At 72.6% G+C, this 13,753-nt stretch carries 10 protein-coding genes; 4 read left to right on the forward strand and 6 right to left on the reverse strand.

Features of this window, described 5'->3' with window-relative positions; all coding sequences use genetic code 11:
- Nucleotides 1–279: 279 nt before the first annotated feature.
- The 4 genes from C2L59_RS26515 to C2L59_RS26530 form a co-directional block, all read right to left on the reverse strand.
- Nucleotides 280–3,144 carry a glycoside hydrolase N-terminal domain-containing protein gene (locus tag C2L59_RS26515; protein WP_103352213.1) on the reverse strand — a complete coding sequence of 955 codons (2,865 nt, stop codon included), beginning with the start codon at nucleotides 3,142–3,144 and terminating at the stop codon, nucleotides 280–282.
- Between the two features lie 13 nt (nucleotides 3,145–3,157).
- A complete protein-coding gene (locus tag C2L59_RS26520; protein ID WP_103352214.1) occupies nucleotides 3,158–4,510 on the reverse strand; it encodes an RICIN domain-containing protein in 1,353 nt (450 codons plus the stop codon).
- Nucleotides 4,511–4,725: 215 nt separating this feature from the next.
- Nucleotides 4,726–5,556 carry an LLM class flavin-dependent oxidoreductase gene (locus C2L59_RS26525; RefSeq protein WP_103352215.1) on the reverse strand — a complete coding sequence of 277 codons (831 nt, stop codon included), beginning with the start codon at nucleotides 5,554–5,556 and terminating at the stop codon, nucleotides 4,726–4,728.
- Nucleotides 5,557–5,653: 97 nt separating this feature from the next.
- Complete coding sequence (locus C2L59_RS26530) at nucleotides 5,654–6,613, reverse strand: Lrp/AsnC family transcriptional regulator (RefSeq protein ID WP_103352373.1); 960 nt, start codon at nucleotides 6,611–6,613, stop codon at nucleotides 5,654–5,656.
- Nucleotides 6,614–6,779: 166 nt separating this feature from the next.
- On the opposite strand from C2L59_RS26530, the gene C2L59_RS49270 reads away from it, so the two are divergent.
- From C2L59_RS49270 to C2L59_RS49900, 3 genes are read left to right on the forward strand one after another with little or no spacing between them, the layout of a single operon-like run.
- Nucleotides 6,780–7,019, forward strand: a complete 240-nt coding sequence (locus C2L59_RS49270) for a hypothetical protein (protein ID WP_233223691.1) — start codon at nucleotides 6,780–6,782, stop codon at nucleotides 7,017–7,019.
- Entirely contained in the window at nucleotides 7,016–9,142 is a 2,127-nt protein-coding gene (locus tag C2L59_RS26535; protein WP_255410297.1) for a family 78 glycoside hydrolase catalytic domain, read from the forward strand. Before C2L59_RS49270 ends, C2L59_RS26535 begins: the two co-directional genes overlap by 4 nt.
- Complete coding sequence (locus C2L59_RS49900) at nucleotides 9,139–9,399, forward strand: hypothetical protein (RefSeq protein ID WP_255410298.1); 261 nt, start codon at nucleotides 9,139–9,141, stop codon at nucleotides 9,397–9,399. Before C2L59_RS26535 ends, C2L59_RS49900 begins: the two co-directional genes overlap by 4 nt.
- A gap of 3 nt (nucleotides 9,400–9,402) precedes the next feature.
- Here the strand turns inward: C2L59_RS49900 and C2L59_RS26540 are convergent, their stop codons facing one another.
- Nucleotides 9,403–10,209 (reverse strand): MBL fold metallo-hydrolase, encoded by an 807-nt coding sequence (locus C2L59_RS26540; protein ID WP_103352216.1) that lies wholly within the window; start codon nucleotides 10,207–10,209, stop codon nucleotides 9,403–9,405.
- Between the two features lie 105 nt (nucleotides 10,210–10,314).
- Here C2L59_RS26540 and C2L59_RS26545 point away from each other — a divergent pair, with 105 nt between their 5' ends.
- On the forward strand, nucleotides 10,315–11,172 hold the full coding sequence (locus tag C2L59_RS26545; protein ID WP_103352217.1) for an AraC family transcriptional regulator: 858 nt from the start codon (nucleotides 10,315–10,317) through the stop codon (nucleotides 11,170–11,172).
- 264 nt (nucleotides 11,173–11,436) lie between these two features.
- Here the strand turns inward: C2L59_RS26545 and C2L59_RS26550 are convergent, their stop codons facing one another.
- Nucleotides 11,437–12,831: an alpha/beta hydrolase gene (locus C2L59_RS26550; protein WP_233223692.1), complete on the reverse strand. Its 1,395-nt coding sequence runs from the start codon at nucleotides 12,829–12,831 to the stop codon at nucleotides 11,437–11,439.
- Nucleotides 12,832–13,753 lie beyond the last annotated feature (922 nt).

Consider the following 13,753-nt stretch of genomic DNA (forward strand, 5'->3'; position numbering starts at 1 on the left):
GGAGCAGGGGGGCGGCCGGCTCGCCGGGGCGGACCCGGCCACGGTGCCGTCGGTCTTCGCGAGTTTCATCGTGGTCCTTCGCTCGCGCCGGGAAAGGCATTCCGCGGCCGTGATTCCCGGCCCGGCCCATTCGCTCCTGCGTTTCGGCGACCGCCTTTCCGGAGAGGGGCGGTAACCGCAGTGTCGCATCGGATGTTCACGCTCACAAGAGGCGGCACCGATCTTTGGAATCGTTGCGCTGAAAGGCCGAGCGGACGGGTGTAAATTTCACGCCCGCGATCAGAGCGGCTGCAGCTGGAAACGCTGGTTGGCGGCCCCGGTCGCGGTCCACTGCGAAATGCGCGCGCCGTCGGCGGTCGAAGCGCTCCACACGTCCATGGTGAGGCCGCTCGCCCGGTTGACGAGGCTCACGACGCCGTTGCCCAGGTCGGTTACCCGCCACTGCTGCGTGGTCGCGCCGGTGTCCGGCTGCTGGGTGATGTCGGCGCCGGTGGCGGTGCCCGAGACCTGGAGCACCAGGCCGCTGCCGCGCGAGCGGATGCGGTGGAAGCCGCCGTCGGAGGCGAGGAAGTCGAACCGCTGGTTGGGGCCGCCGGTGACCGGCCACTGGATCAGCGCCGCCCCGGCGCTCGCCGAGCCGCCGCTGATGTCGGCCGCCTTGCCGCTGTGCTGCGCGACGAGCCGGTAGTCGACCCCCGGCCGCACGACCGGCGGCGGTCCGCCGAGGGAGGTGGCGCGGTAGGTGTGGCCCGCCTGGCCGGGGAAGCCGATCAGGTCGGCTTCGACGGCCACCGGCTGGACCGCGGCGCCGCTGGTGGTGTCGAGCACCGCGTGGTCCGCGGTGAACATCCGGCTGCGGACCCGGACCTCGCCGTCGCGGTCGGGGGTGATGGTCAGCTCCGTTGCCGAGCCCGCGGCCCAGACCGCGCCGACGGTGCAGCCGCCGCGTCCGCGCAGCCCCGAAACGCTTCCGGACGGCCACGCCGGCGGCAGCGCGGGCAGCACGTGCAGTTCGCCGTTGTGGCTCTGCAGCAGCATTTCGGCGATGCCGGAAGTGGCGCCGAAGTTGCCGTCGATCTGGAACGGCGGGTGCAGGTCGAACATGTTGGGCGCCAGCCGGTCGGTCCGGACGAGGAGCCGGAGCAGGTCGTGCGCCTTGGCGCCCTCCTCCATCCGCGCCCAGTAGTTGATCTTCCAGGCCAGTGACCAGCCGGTGCCGTCGTCGCCGCGCAGCTCGAGGGTCCGGCGGGCGGCGGTGAACAGCTGGGGCGTGCCCCGCTTGCTGATCTGGTTGCCGGGGTAGAGGCCGTAGAGGTGCGAGATGTGCCGGTGGTTCGGTTCGGTCTCCACCCAGTCGTAGAGCCATTCCTGGATGTTTCCGCGCGAGCCGACCTTCATCGGCGCCAGCCGCTGCCGGGCCGCCTTGACCTGCTCGGCGAAGGCCGCGTCGACGCCCAGCACCCGGCACGCCCCGGCGCAGGCGTCGAACAGCTCGCGCAGGATCTGCATGTCCATCGTCGGTCCCGCGCACACCGACGCGTTCGCGTGGTGGTTCAGCTCCGGCGAGTTGGACGGATTGGTGACCAGGTAGCCCAGCGTCGGCTCGGGCACCAGGGTGTCGAGGAAGAACTGGGCGGCCCCCTTGAGCAGCGGGTAGCGGCCGCGCAGGGCCGCGGTGTCGCCGGTGAACCGGTAGTGGTCCCAGATCGTGGTGGCGAGCCAGGCGCCGCCGCTCGGCCACATCCCGGCCTGCGCGAAGTCCACGACGGCGGAGCCCCGCCACCCGTCGGTGTTGTGGTGGGTCACCCAGCCCCGGGCGCCGTACTCGACCTGCGCGGTGCGGGCGCCGGTGACCGCGAGGTCGCCGATCATGGCGAACACCGGTTCGCTGCACTCGGCGAGGTTGGTCACGCCGGCCGGCCAGTAGTTCATCGGCAGGTTGGCGTTGAGGGTGTACTTCGACTCCCACGACGGGTTCAGCTGGTCGTTCCAGATGCCCTGCAGGTTGGCCGGCTGGGTGCCGGGCCGCGAGGAGGAGATCAGCAGGTACCGGCCGAACTGGAAGAGCAGCGCCGAGAACTGCGGGTCGTTCGCGCTGCTGTGCTGGGCGATCCGGACGTCGGTCGGCTGGTCGGCCGCCGCGGTCCGGCCGAGGTCGAGCGTGGTGCGCCCGAACAGCTGCCGGTAGTCGGCCACGTGCCGGCTGCGAAGGGTGTCGTAGGGCACGGCCTGCGCGGCGGCCAGCCGGGCGCGGGCGATGCCCTGGTGGTCCCCGTTGACCGTCCGGTAGTCGACGTAGCTGGTCCCGACCGAGATGAGCAGGGTCACGGCGTCGGCCCCGGTCACCCGCAGCGTGCCCGCGGAACTGGTGGTGCTGCCGCCCTCGGCGACGGCGGTGACCAGCGCGAAGAACCGGACCGAGCCGGCGATTCCGCGGCTGTCGGCGGAAATCCCGTCCAGGGCGATCGTCGCCCCGCCGGGGCTGGACGCCGTCGCGCGCTGCGGGGTGCTCAGCGACGCCGAGAACGAGATCGAGCGGGATGTTTCGGCGGTCAGCCGCACGGCGATCACCTGGTCCGGCGCGCTGGCGAACACCTCGCGCCGGTACCGCACGGTGCCGGCGACGTAGCTGACGACCGTCGTGGCGGTGGTCAGGTCGAGCCACCGCTGGTACGAGGAGATCGCGCCGCCACCGGGGAAGGTGAGGGCGAGGGTGCCGACGGGCTGGTACGGCTGCTGGGCGGCCGGGTTCCCGAGCAGCTTCTGGTCGATGAGGCTCTGCGCCTGCGTCCACTGGTTGGCGAACACCAGCTGCCGGATTTGCGCCAGCGCCGCGGCGCCCTGGGGGTTGCTGTAGTCGTGGGGGCCGCCCGCCCAGACGGTGTCCTCGTTGAGCTGCAGGCGTTCGGTGTCGGTGTTGCCGAACACCATGGCGCCCAGCCTGCCGTTGCCGATCGGCAACGCCCGCAGCCACTCGGTGCCCGCGGGTTTGTCGTACCACAGCGCCAGGTCACCGGCCGCCCGCACGTCCGCGGGGGCGGCCGAGCCGGCGCGGGCGGTCGCCGTCCACGCCGTGGGCACCAGCGCGGCGCCCACGCCCGCGGCCCCCAGCCGCATCGCCTGCCTGCGTGTGAAATCCGGCATCGTCGTCCTCCGATCAGGAGCGCTGGAGCTGGAACCGCTGGTTGGCCCCGCCCGAGGGGGCGTACTGGGAGATCCGCGCTCCGTCGGCGGCCGACGCGCCCCAGACGTCCATCGCGAGGCCGCTGAGCCGGTTCACCAGGCTGACCGGGCCGCCCTGGTCCACCACCCGCCACTGCTGGGCCACGGTGTCGGCGTCCGGCTGCTGGGTGATGTCGGCGCCGGCGGCGGCCCCCGAGACCTGGAGCACGAGCCCGCTGTGCCGGGCGCGGATCCGGTAGTAGCCGTCGGCGGAAGCCAGGAAGTCGAACTGCTGGTTCGCCGCGTTGTGCGCGGACCACTGGATCAGCGCCGCGCCGGGCGCGACCGACGCGCCGCTGACGTCCGCCGCCTTGCCGCTGTGCGCCGCCAGCAGCGAGTAGCGGACGCCGACCTGCACCGGCGGCGGAGGCGGGGGCGGGGTGCTGCCGTCGAACTGGCTGAAGAACTTCCAGATCTCGGCCTTGTCCCAGCTCCGCGCGCCGCTCTCGCAACCGGTGCAGCCGTCCACCGGCCCCTGCTGGTGGCCGCCGTCGAACGGGGCCCAGACGACCGGGTAGCCGGCGCGGCAGCCGCTGTAGACGGTCAGGTAGTGCGTTTTGCTGCCCGGGGCGGGCTCGGGCGCGTTCTGCGGGGTGCAGCCGTTGTTCCGGACGAACGTGTCGCGCAGGCCCCGGCCGGCCCCGATGTTGTCCGACACCCCGTGGATCCCCAGGTAGGCGATCGGCTGGGTGCCACCGCTGCAGCCGCTGATCGCGCCGGGGGCGGCGATGGCCACGACCGCGCGGAAGACGTTCGCCCGCGCGCAGGCGAGTGCGTAACTCATCGCGCCGCCGTAGCTGAAGCCGATGGAGAACAGCTGCGTCGTGTCGACGCAGAGGTCGTTCTCGATCAGCCGGACCAGGTCGTCGGTGAAGGTCACGTCCTCGCCGCCGGAGTTGGCCCAGCCGTTGCCGATGCCCTGGGGCGCCACGAAGATGGTGGTGTCACCCGACTGCGACTGCATGCCGTAGTAGGCCCACGCGTAGCCGTCGCTGCCGCCCGAGGCGACCTGCTCGGCGGTGCCGCCCAGCCAGTGGAACCCGAAGGCCAGCCGGTGCGGCCGGGTGGGGTCGTAGGTGCCGGGGATCTTCAGGATGAAGCTGCGGCTCTTGCCGCCGCTCTGGATGGTGCGGGTGCCGCTGGTGAGGGCCGGGGTCTTCCCGCAGCCGGCGCTGGGCGTCCCCGCGGCGGGGGCCGCCGTGGCGGGGGCCGCGGGCGTGCTCCCCATGGTCAGCAGGAGCAGCCCCGCGGCCACGACGGCCCGGAACGACGATCTGGACCCCGCCATGCGAAACCCCTTCCGGCCGGCCGCGCAATCATCCGGCGAATACCGTTTCCGTTGTCGGAACGAAATCCTGGCTCCGGCGATTGCGTTGTAGCACGCAGCCCGAATTCGCGTCCAGACAAGGGTGACGGCGAGGTGGGGTGCCACGGTTTACGGGTGCGGGGAAAATGAAAATTTCAGCTCGGCGAATTCCGGCCGCGATTGCGGCGGGCCGGTCGTCAGCCGAAGACGTCCGCGAGGCGGTCGACCTGGTCGGTGTCCGGGGACCAGCAGTAGAGCACGACTTCGTCCGCGCCGAGGGCGGTGAACTCCGCGACCGCGTCGCGGATGGCCGCCGGTGTCGTCAGCAGCAGCCCGGCGGTCCGGGCCGCGAGGGCCGGGTCGAACGCGTAGTAGCTCAGGATCTGCGCCCGCGCTTCCTCCACAGTGGACTCGGGACCCAGCGCCGCGCTCAGCTGGCCGACCATCCGCGGCCGGCCCGCGCGCCCGGCGCGGGACCACGATTCCTCGACGAACGAAAGGAGCCGGCCCGCCGAAGAAAGCGGGGCCGCGCACAGGAATCCGTCGGCGAAGCGGGCCACGCGCTCGAGGGCCGGCTCGGCGAACGCGCCGATCAGGATCTCGGGGCCGCCCTCGCTCGCCGGGGCCGGGCCGATCGGGCCGCCGGACCAGATGTCGCGCAGCGTCTTCAGCTGCTCGTCGAACCGGTGGCCGCGGGTGCGCAGGTCCACGCCGACCAGGTCGAACTCGTCCGCGCGGCCGCCCACGCCGAGGCCGAGGGTGAAGCGGCCGCCGGAGAGGCGGTCCAGCGTCGCCGCCTGCTTCGCCAGCAACGCCGGTTCGCGCAGCGGGGCCAGCAGGACCTCCGTCTGCAGCCGGATCCGGGTCGTCGCGCCGGCCAGCGCCGCCAGCGTGACCAGCGGCTCGGGGTTGTCCCAGAGGAGCCGGTCCGCCAGCCCGAGGGTGCGGAACGGGCCGTCGTCGGCGCGCTTCGCCCAGCCGAGCAGGCGTTCGGGGCGGGCGAGGGGCAGGCCGAGGCCGATGCGCATGGGAGGTCTCCGATCGTGGGGCGTCCGTACGGGCTCACTGTCGCCGCCGGACCGGGACAGCCCCAGAAAAGAGAAAGATCTCGGCGATATCTTCCGGCTATCGCAGAAAACCGGCGGTTTCCGACTGTTTGACCGTCCGCATGACCGGAGCCGTCTCCACGCCGGACACCCCGGGCAGCGCGGCCAGCGGCCCGGTGAGGTACGTGTACAGCGCGCGGGGGTGGCGGCACAGGACGCTGACGTACAGGTTCGCCGGCCCGGTCGTGGCCGCGGCGAAACCGACCTCGGCGTGCCCGGCGAGGGCGGCTCCGGCGGCCTCGAGGTGCCGGGGCGCCACCGACAGCCACAGCGACGCGGTCGTCCGCAGCCCCAGCACCTCCGGCGCGAAATCGACGTCGAAGTAGAGCGCCCCCGAGTCGCGCAGCTCGGCCAGGCGCCGCCGGACCGTCGTCTGGGACCAGCCCGTGGCCCCGGCCAGCTCGCGGAAGCCGGTGCGGCCGTCGCGGCCCAGCTCGGCCAGCAACGCGCGGTCGCCGTCGGTCAGCTCGACCGGCTCGTCCGGGAACACCGGGTCCGGCGGCCGGAACTGCTCGACCTGGTGCGCCGTCAGCGGACCGGTCTTGGTCAGCTGGCTCGTCGGGCCGCCGAAGAAGATGTGCACCACGCAGTGCGCGCTGACCTGCGTCACCGGTGGCGTGCGGGGCAGCCGCGCGAGCACCGACGACGTGGCCGCCTCGGCCGGGGTGCGCACCATGCAGACGATTTCCGCGCCGCCGGAGGCGATGTGCACCCACGACGTCTCCGGGCGGTTGGCCAGCGCGCGGGCGAGCCCGTCGGCCGCGCCCGGCGTGCAGGCCACCCGGACCAGCCAGGATTCCTCCCCGACGGCCTCCGGCGGGGTCAGCCCGACGACGCGGACGGCGCCGGTGGCGCGCAGCGCCTGGTACCGCCGCGCGACGGTCTGGTCGGACACGCCGAGCACCTCGGCCACCTGGCTGAACGGCACCCGGCCGTAGATCTGCAGCGCCTGCAGCAATCCCAGTTCCACACGGTCCACGCCGGAACGATAAGGGGTGATCGACGCGGTCCCGGGTCGCCGCGCGCGGCGATCGTCCGCGTGCGGCCGGGTGGCGCAACGGTGGTTGACGACGGTGGCCGGGCTCACCTAATCTCACGGAAGTCCCGCTGGATTGAATCGTTTCAATTCTCCGGTCGGAGTCGACGTGGCCCGGATGCGGCGCCGCACGAAAGCCCGCACGCAGTGGTTCGCCCGGCGGAGGCGGAGCACCCTGCTCACCGCCGTCCTCATGGGGCTGTCGCTCGTGCCGGGGACCACGGCCACCGCGGCGCCGGCACCCGCCGGCGTCGACGGGCTCACGACGAACGGCCGGGTGGGCCCGCTCGGGATCCCCGGCGCCGCCCCGGTCTTCGGCTGGGATCCGTCTCGCCGCGGCGGGCGGTGACCCAGACCGCGTACGAGCTCGAGGTCGGGCGGGCCCCGGGCACCGCCGACGTCTGGCGCTCCTCCGGCCGGGTCGCGTCTGCGCGGCAGGTCGACGTCGGCTACGGCGGCCCCGCGCCGGCCTCCGGGACGCGGTACTCCTGGCGCGTCCGGGTCTGGGACGACCGCGGCACGCCGAGCCCCTGGAGCCGGGCGGCGTGGTTCGAGACGGGCCTGCTCACCGCGGCCGACTGGGGCCAGGCGGCCTGGATCGGCAAACCCACACCGGCCTACGACCAGTGGACGGACTACACCGTCACCGAGACCTTCCGGCTGAACAACCTGGCCTTCGGCACGTTCCTGCGGGCCCGGGACGCGAACCACGCCTACATGTGGCAGATCAACGCCGGCGACTTCCCGGCGTCGGGGCCGTACCTGCGGCCGCACCGCCGCCTCGACGGCGACTATGCGGTGCCGGCCGAAGTGGACCTGCGGCCGTTCGGCTTCACCCGCGCCGGGTTGCTGGCCGGGACGCACACCGTGGCCTACGCGGTCGAGGGCACCACCATCCGGACCACGCTGGACGGTGTCGTCGTCGACACGCGCACCGTGGCCGGCTTCCCGAGCGGCCGGGCCGGCCTGCGCACCTACGGAACGCAATCGGTCACCGTAAGCGCTTTCACCGTGACCCGCCCCGATCACCCGGTGCTGGCGGACGCCGAGTTCGCCGTGCCCCACCCGTTCACCGGCGGCCGCATCGACCACGGCGAGCTGACCGTGGCCGGCGCCACCGACGCGCTGCTGACCGGCTGCGACGCCGACGAGCCGCTGTTGCGGACGGCGTTCCGCACGACGCCGGGCAAGCGCGTGGCGCAGGCCCGGGTCTACGCGTCGGCGCACGGCGTCTACCAGCTCACGCTCAACGGCCGCAAGGTCGGCGACCAGTACCTCGCGCCGGGCTGCACCGAGTACGCGAAACGCATCCAGTCCCGGACCTACGACGTCACCGGGCTCGTCCGGGCGGGCGCCAACGGGTTCGGCGCGGCCCTCGGGGACGGGTGGTGGGCCGGGAAGATCGGGCTGGCCGGCAAGGGCCAGTACGGCACCGACCTGGCCCTCGTCGCGCGGATGAAGATCACCTACACCGACGGCAGCGTGCAGTGGGCCGACACGACACCGGACGGGAAGTGGCGTGCCGGGCCGTCCGCGGCGACCGACAACCAGCTGGGGGAGACCTACGACGCCCGGTTCGGGCAGCCGGGCTGGGCGGACGCCGGGTTCGACGACTCGGCGTGGGCCGCCGTCGTCACGCGGTCGTCGGACACATCGAAGCTGGTACCGCAGCCGGACGAGCCGGTGCGGGAAACGCAGGTCCTGGCCACGAAAGCCGCCTCCACGCCCCAGCCGGGCGTGACCGTCTACGACCTCGGCCAGCACATGGTCGGGGTGGCTCGCGTCAAGCTCACCGGCAAGGCGGGCAAGACGGTCCGGCTCCGGCACGCCGAGGTGCTCCCAGCACGGCTTCCGCTACCTCGAGGTCACCGGCTTGGCGACGCCGCCGCCCGCCGCCGACGTCCAGGGCGTCGTCTGGGGTCCGACCTGCGCCGCACCGGCACGCTGGGCACATCCGACGGCCTGCTGAACCAGTTGCTGAGCAACGTTTCCTGGGGCGCCCGCGGCAACTTCCTCTCGATCCCGACCGACACCCCGGCGCGCGACGAGCGCCTGGGCTGGACCGGCGACATCGACATCTTCGCGCCGACCGCGAGCTACCTGAGCGACACCCGGGCCTTCCTCGGGAAGTGGCTCACCGACGTCCGCGACGAACAGAAGAGCAGCGGACCCATCCCGGCCGTCGTCCCCTCCACCAACGGTGCCTTCGACGAAAGCGGTGTCGGCTGGGATGACGCGCTCATCACCGTCCCGTACGCGGTGTGGCACGCCTACGGCGACGCCCAGGTGCTGCGCGACAACCACGACGCGATGAGCCGGTTCTTCGCCTACGCCCGGGCGAGCGCCGGGCCGGACCACCTGGAGACCGGGCGGCTCACCTTCTTCACCGACGACTGGCTGAACCTCGACGACCCGTCGGACCAGGGTGTCCTGCCCTGGGCACCGCGATCCGGGCGCAGGACGTCCGGATGATGGCGGAGGCGGCCGCGGCCGTGGGCCGGACCGCGGAAGCGGCCGAATACACGCGGCTCTACGGCGACGTGCGCGCCGCGTTCACGAAGGCGTACGTGGCCGCGGACGGGACGGTGCTGGGCAACTCGCAGACCGGCTACGCGCCGGCCCTCGGCATGGACCTCGTCACCGATCCGGCGCTGAAGGCCAAGGCCGGGGCGAAGTACGTGGCCAAGCTCGTCGGGTCCGGGCAGTACGGGTTCCGGGCGCCGCGGTAGCGGTCAGCCCCACGCCATCTCGCCCTTCGCGACCTTGGTGCCGAGCGCCGCGGCGATCTTCAGCCCGGTGTCCGGGTAGGCGGCCAGGAGCTGCTCTTCGGCCGCGGTGGCGTCGGCGGACTCGGCGATGGTCTTCTCGAAGAACCGCAGGTATTCGGCGGTGTGCCGGATCGCCGTCCGGTCGGTGGGCGCGCCGGCGACCCGGTGGCCGGCCACGACGAAGGCGGGTTCGAGGGCTTCGAGGTCGTCGAGGACGCGCAGCCATTCGGTGCGCTGCCCGGTGGTCGCGCTGTCGGCGGTCCAGACGTGCAGGCCCTCGAACAGCAGCACCCCGCCGAGCAGGGCGCGCCCGGCCGGTTCGAAGACGTACCAGGCGCGGTCGCCCAGCTCCGTGCTGCCGCGGCGGACTTCGAGCGCGACACCGTCCACAGTGACCGAAGGCGTAGTCAGCGGCGCGATGTCGACCAGCCGGGTGGGCAGGTTGGTGCCCAGGTGCGCCCACGCGGCCAGCTTGTTCTCGTAGGTCTCGCGGATGTGCTCGGCGACGTCGGCCGGCGCCAGGAACACCGCCTCGGGGAAGGCGTCGGCGACGACCTCGGCGCCGAAGTAGAAGTCGGGGTCGCCGGCCGTGACCAGCACCGTGGTCAGCCGCTTGCCGGCGTCGAGGAGCTCGGCGACGATCCGGTGCCCGTCGGCCCGGGTGAACGCCGCGTCGACGAGGACGGCTTCGGTCTCGCCGGTCACCAGCACGCTGGTCTTGTTCAGCGAGCTGTCGGCCGCGTCGATGATCCGGTAGTCGAGGGTGCTCATGGGGATGTCCTTTCGGGTGCTACGGGTGACTTTCACTCCCACGAGCACAGGCTACGAAGCCGAGCTGGGCTTTTCACGGTCCGCCCGGGACGTACCATGGTAAAAATGGGACAACGCATCCGGCCCGTCCGGTACGAGCCGCCGGCCGGGGTGACCGGCGAGATCGAGCTCACGTCGCTGGCGCGCATGCGGGCCCGCAGCGGTCCGCACGAGTTCGTCGCCCCGCAGCGCCTCGGCTTCGACCTGCTGGTCACGATCGAGTCGGGCCGTGCGGTGCACACGGTCGACTTCACCGGCCACCCCCTCGCGCCCGGCGACCTGCTCTGGGTCCGGGCCGGCCAGGTCCAGCAGTGGGGTGCCGTCGAGGACGTCGAAGGGCCGGTGTTCCTGTTCACGCCGTCCGCGATCGACGGCGCCGCCTGGGAGCTGATCCGGTCCGCGGGGGTGGCCACGCCGAACCACTGGGCGGCCGGGACGGTGGCGGGAACGCCCGCGGCGGCGGCGCTGGCCACGGCGCTCGCCACGGCGGCGGCGCCGGACACGAACCTCCGCGACGCCGCCCTCGTCCGGGCCCTGGCGGCGGCGCTGCTGCTGCTCGTGATGGCGGTCCCGGAGGGCAGCGGCCGTCGCCCGCCGACGCACCCGGCGTTCGTGTGGTTCCGCGAGGAGCTGGAGAAGAGCTTCTCGACGCGCCACCAGGTCGCGGAGTACGCGGCCCGCCTGGGCTACTCGGCGCGCACCCTCAACCGGCTGGCCCGCGAGAACACCGGGTCGAGCGCCAAGCAGCTGATCGACGAACGGATCGTGCTGGAGGCCAAGCGACAGCTGGCACACGGCCGGGATCCGGTGGCGCGGATCGCGGCCGAACTGGGGTTCGACGACGCTTCGAACTTCTCGAAGTACTTCCAGCACCGGACGGGGACGACGCCGGCGGCGTTCCGGGAGCAGGTGCGGACGGCCTGACGCCGGCGGCCGTCCTGGTGCTCGACCTCGTCGGCGCGGTGAGCTCGGCCGCCGGTCACCTGGGCCGGTACGAGTCCCGCGCCGGGTTGCTGCCGCATCGGGAGACTTCGTGGCCGGTGACGGCTTTCGTCTCCGGCCGCAGCAGGTTCCGCCTTCCGGGCTGACGCGCCGGGCATCCGGCGCACTGTCCTGTGTGGACGGGAACCCCGCCCGGCGAGGCGTCCCCGGCGCCGCCCGAAATCGGGACGCGCATCGCCGCGGTCGTCAGGCCGGGCAGCTGATGTCGTGGCGCGGGGTTTCCAGGGTCAGCAGGTAGTGGTCCACCGCCGAGCGGGTGCAGGTCGTGCGCGGGTAGATCCCGTGGCCCGAGCCCTCGTACGTCAGCAAGGTCGTGTTCGCCGGGGCCCGGTGGTGGATGGCGAGCGCCCAGGTATACGGGGTTGCCGGGTCGTACCGGGCGTTCAGCAGCAGGATGCGCGGCGCCCGCGCGATGTCCAGGCGGTGGGGCGGGTTCGCCGGCGGGCCGTGGACGCCCAGGCACGCCATCGCTTCGGCGTGGCCCAGCATGCTGCCGCGCATGAGCGGCCCGCGGCGCAGCTCCTCGGCGCGCAACGCCCGGTACTGCGGGAAGTCCCGGATCCGGAGGGCGAAGTCCTGGCAGACGACGGCCAGGCGGATCGAGTCGTAGTTGTATTCGAACTGCGCCGACACCTGCGGCTGCCCGGCCAGGGTGTCGGCGATGACGCGGGCGGCGTCGTCCCAGTCGGGGCCGTACATGTCCGAGAAGACCCGGTCGCGCACCCGGTTCGAGTCCGGGCCGGCCAGTTCGAGGGCCCGCGGCCAGAGCGCCACGACGTCCCGGCCGTGCAGCGCGCAGCTCGTCGTCCGGTCGCACCACGCGGCGAACTGGTGGAACAGCTCGTCCGCGGCGGTGGCGCGGTCGCCCAGGAAGCGCTCGAGGCCGGCGCTGTGGTCGACGGAGCTGTCGAGCACCATGGCGCGCACCCGGTCGCCGTGCTGTTCGGCGTACTGCTGGCCGAGCAGCGTGCCGTAGGAGATGCCGTGGAAACTGATCCGGGCTTCGCCCAGCGCGCGGCGGACCGCGTCCATGTCCTGGGCGTTGACGGCGGTGTTCGCGTGGTCGAACACCGGGGAGTTGCGGGCGCGGCACGCGGCGACCGCTCGCTCGCTGTAGCGGCGCAGCGCGTCGAACCGGGCGGCGTCCGCCGGCTCGTTGCCCGGCGGGACGGTCGTGTCGTCGCACCGGATGAACTCGCTGCGGCCGGTGCCGCGCAGGTCGAAGCCGACGACGTCGAACCGGGCCCGGACCTCCGGGCTGAAGAAGGACGGCGACAGGGCGAACTCCGCGCCGGAGGAACCGGGGCCGCCCGCGTCGGCCAGCAGCACGCCGAGGCGGTGCGCGGGATCGGTGGCCCGGTGCCGGGCCACCGCGAGGGTGATCGACGGCCCCCACGGCCGCGCCCAGTCCAGGGGCACCCGCAGGGTGCCGCACTCGCCGTCCGGGGCGTCCGGGCTGTCCGGATCGTCGGGACAGGCTGTCCACGCGATCGGCGACGGCGACCAGCCGGTGCCCGCCAGGGCGGGCGTACCGCCGGTCAGCAGGAGCAGGCTTCCCAGGACAGCTCCGAACAAACGCACGCGGCCTCCCCGTCTCGACCCGCCGACCGTAGGGCCCGCCGGTCCCGGGGCACAAGGAGCCGACCGGAGGCTGCCGGCCGGCACCGGGAGCCACCGCGATTCGCGACGGCCCGCGCGACCGGAACGGCGGCCGGGGCACGCCAATCGGTGGCGGCCGCATTCCCGAGGTGAAGTTTGTCCGCTTGACGGAGACCGCGAAGATCTGTATCGAGCCGGCCGGAGCTCCCGACTTCGATCGATCATTTCACCGATCTCCGTGTTACCCGCCAATCGGGTGACGTCCCGTAACGTGGGCCACGCCTTTTCGTACTTCCTTCTGCGAGTGTATCCGCCCGCTCGGCCGTGGTCGTCACCCGAGTGTCGCCGGATCGGTGCAGGTAGGCGCACTGCGGCAAAGTCAAACCTCCCAATCGAGGTAACATTTACCGGCAGAAGAGTGAACAAAAATCGACGGCGAACTACTCGCTGTCCGGGTTAAGCGACGCGATTTTTGGACATTTTCGCCAATGCTCCGTTCGGCGGTACGAGCACCGCGTTCTCTAGGTAGCGTGATGCCAATCCGGCTGGTCTTGGGGGTACTCGACGGCCGGTGACCGACCTACTGCACGAAGAACGCCGGGTTGTCGCACGCGTTCGGTGGTCGCCGGTGCTAATCACACCGCGGGGGTGACCGCCGATATCGGAACTGTTTCCGGTCCCGCCGCGACTGTCCCGGTCGGAAAGGATCACTGTGTCTCGCGCTCGTTCCAGCAGGTTTGCCCGGCGGGTGGCACGCCGGACCGATTTGTTGAACGAGTGGCAAAAAGAACCGGTTCCCGGCCTCGCCGGCCCAGCGCGGGCGACGCGCGGAACCGGCCGCACGCTCCATCGCATTTCGTGAGTCACCTGGTCGCCGGCCAGATCTGCGTGTGCTCTCCCAGCG

It is taken from the genome of Amycolatopsis sp. CA-128772, from assembly GCF_002904295.1.
Taxonomy (GTDB): Bacteria; Actinomycetota; Actinomycetes; order Mycobacteriales; family Pseudonocardiaceae; genus Amycolatopsis.

What these genes read in the sequence shown, in the direction of transcription:
- C2L59_RS49900 (WP_255410298.1), top strand. Translation starts at nt 9,139, where the DNA reads ATGATGGCGGAGGCGGCCGCGGCCGTGGGCCGGACCGCGGAAGCGGCC.
- C2L59_RS26525 (WP_103352215.1), bottom strand. Translation starts at nt 5,556, where the DNA reads ATGCGCATCGGCCTCGGCCTGCCCCTCGCCCGCCCCGAACGCCTGCTC.
- C2L59_RS26540 (WP_103352216.1), bottom strand. Translation starts at nt 10,209, where the DNA reads ATGAGCACCCTCGACTACCGGATCATCGACGCGGCCGACAGCTCGCTG.
- C2L59_RS26515 (WP_103352213.1), bottom strand. Translation starts at nt 3,144, where the DNA reads ATGCCGGATTTCACACGCAGGCAGGCGATGCGGCTGGGGGCCGCGGGC.
- C2L59_RS26520 (WP_103352214.1), bottom strand. Translation starts at nt 4,510, where the DNA reads ATGGCGGGGTCCAGATCGTCGTTCCGGGCCGTCGTGGCCGCGGGGCTG.
- C2L59_RS26545 (WP_103352217.1), top strand. Translation starts at nt 10,315, where the DNA reads ATGGGACAACGCATCCGGCCCGTCCGGTACGAGCCGCCGGCCGGGGTG.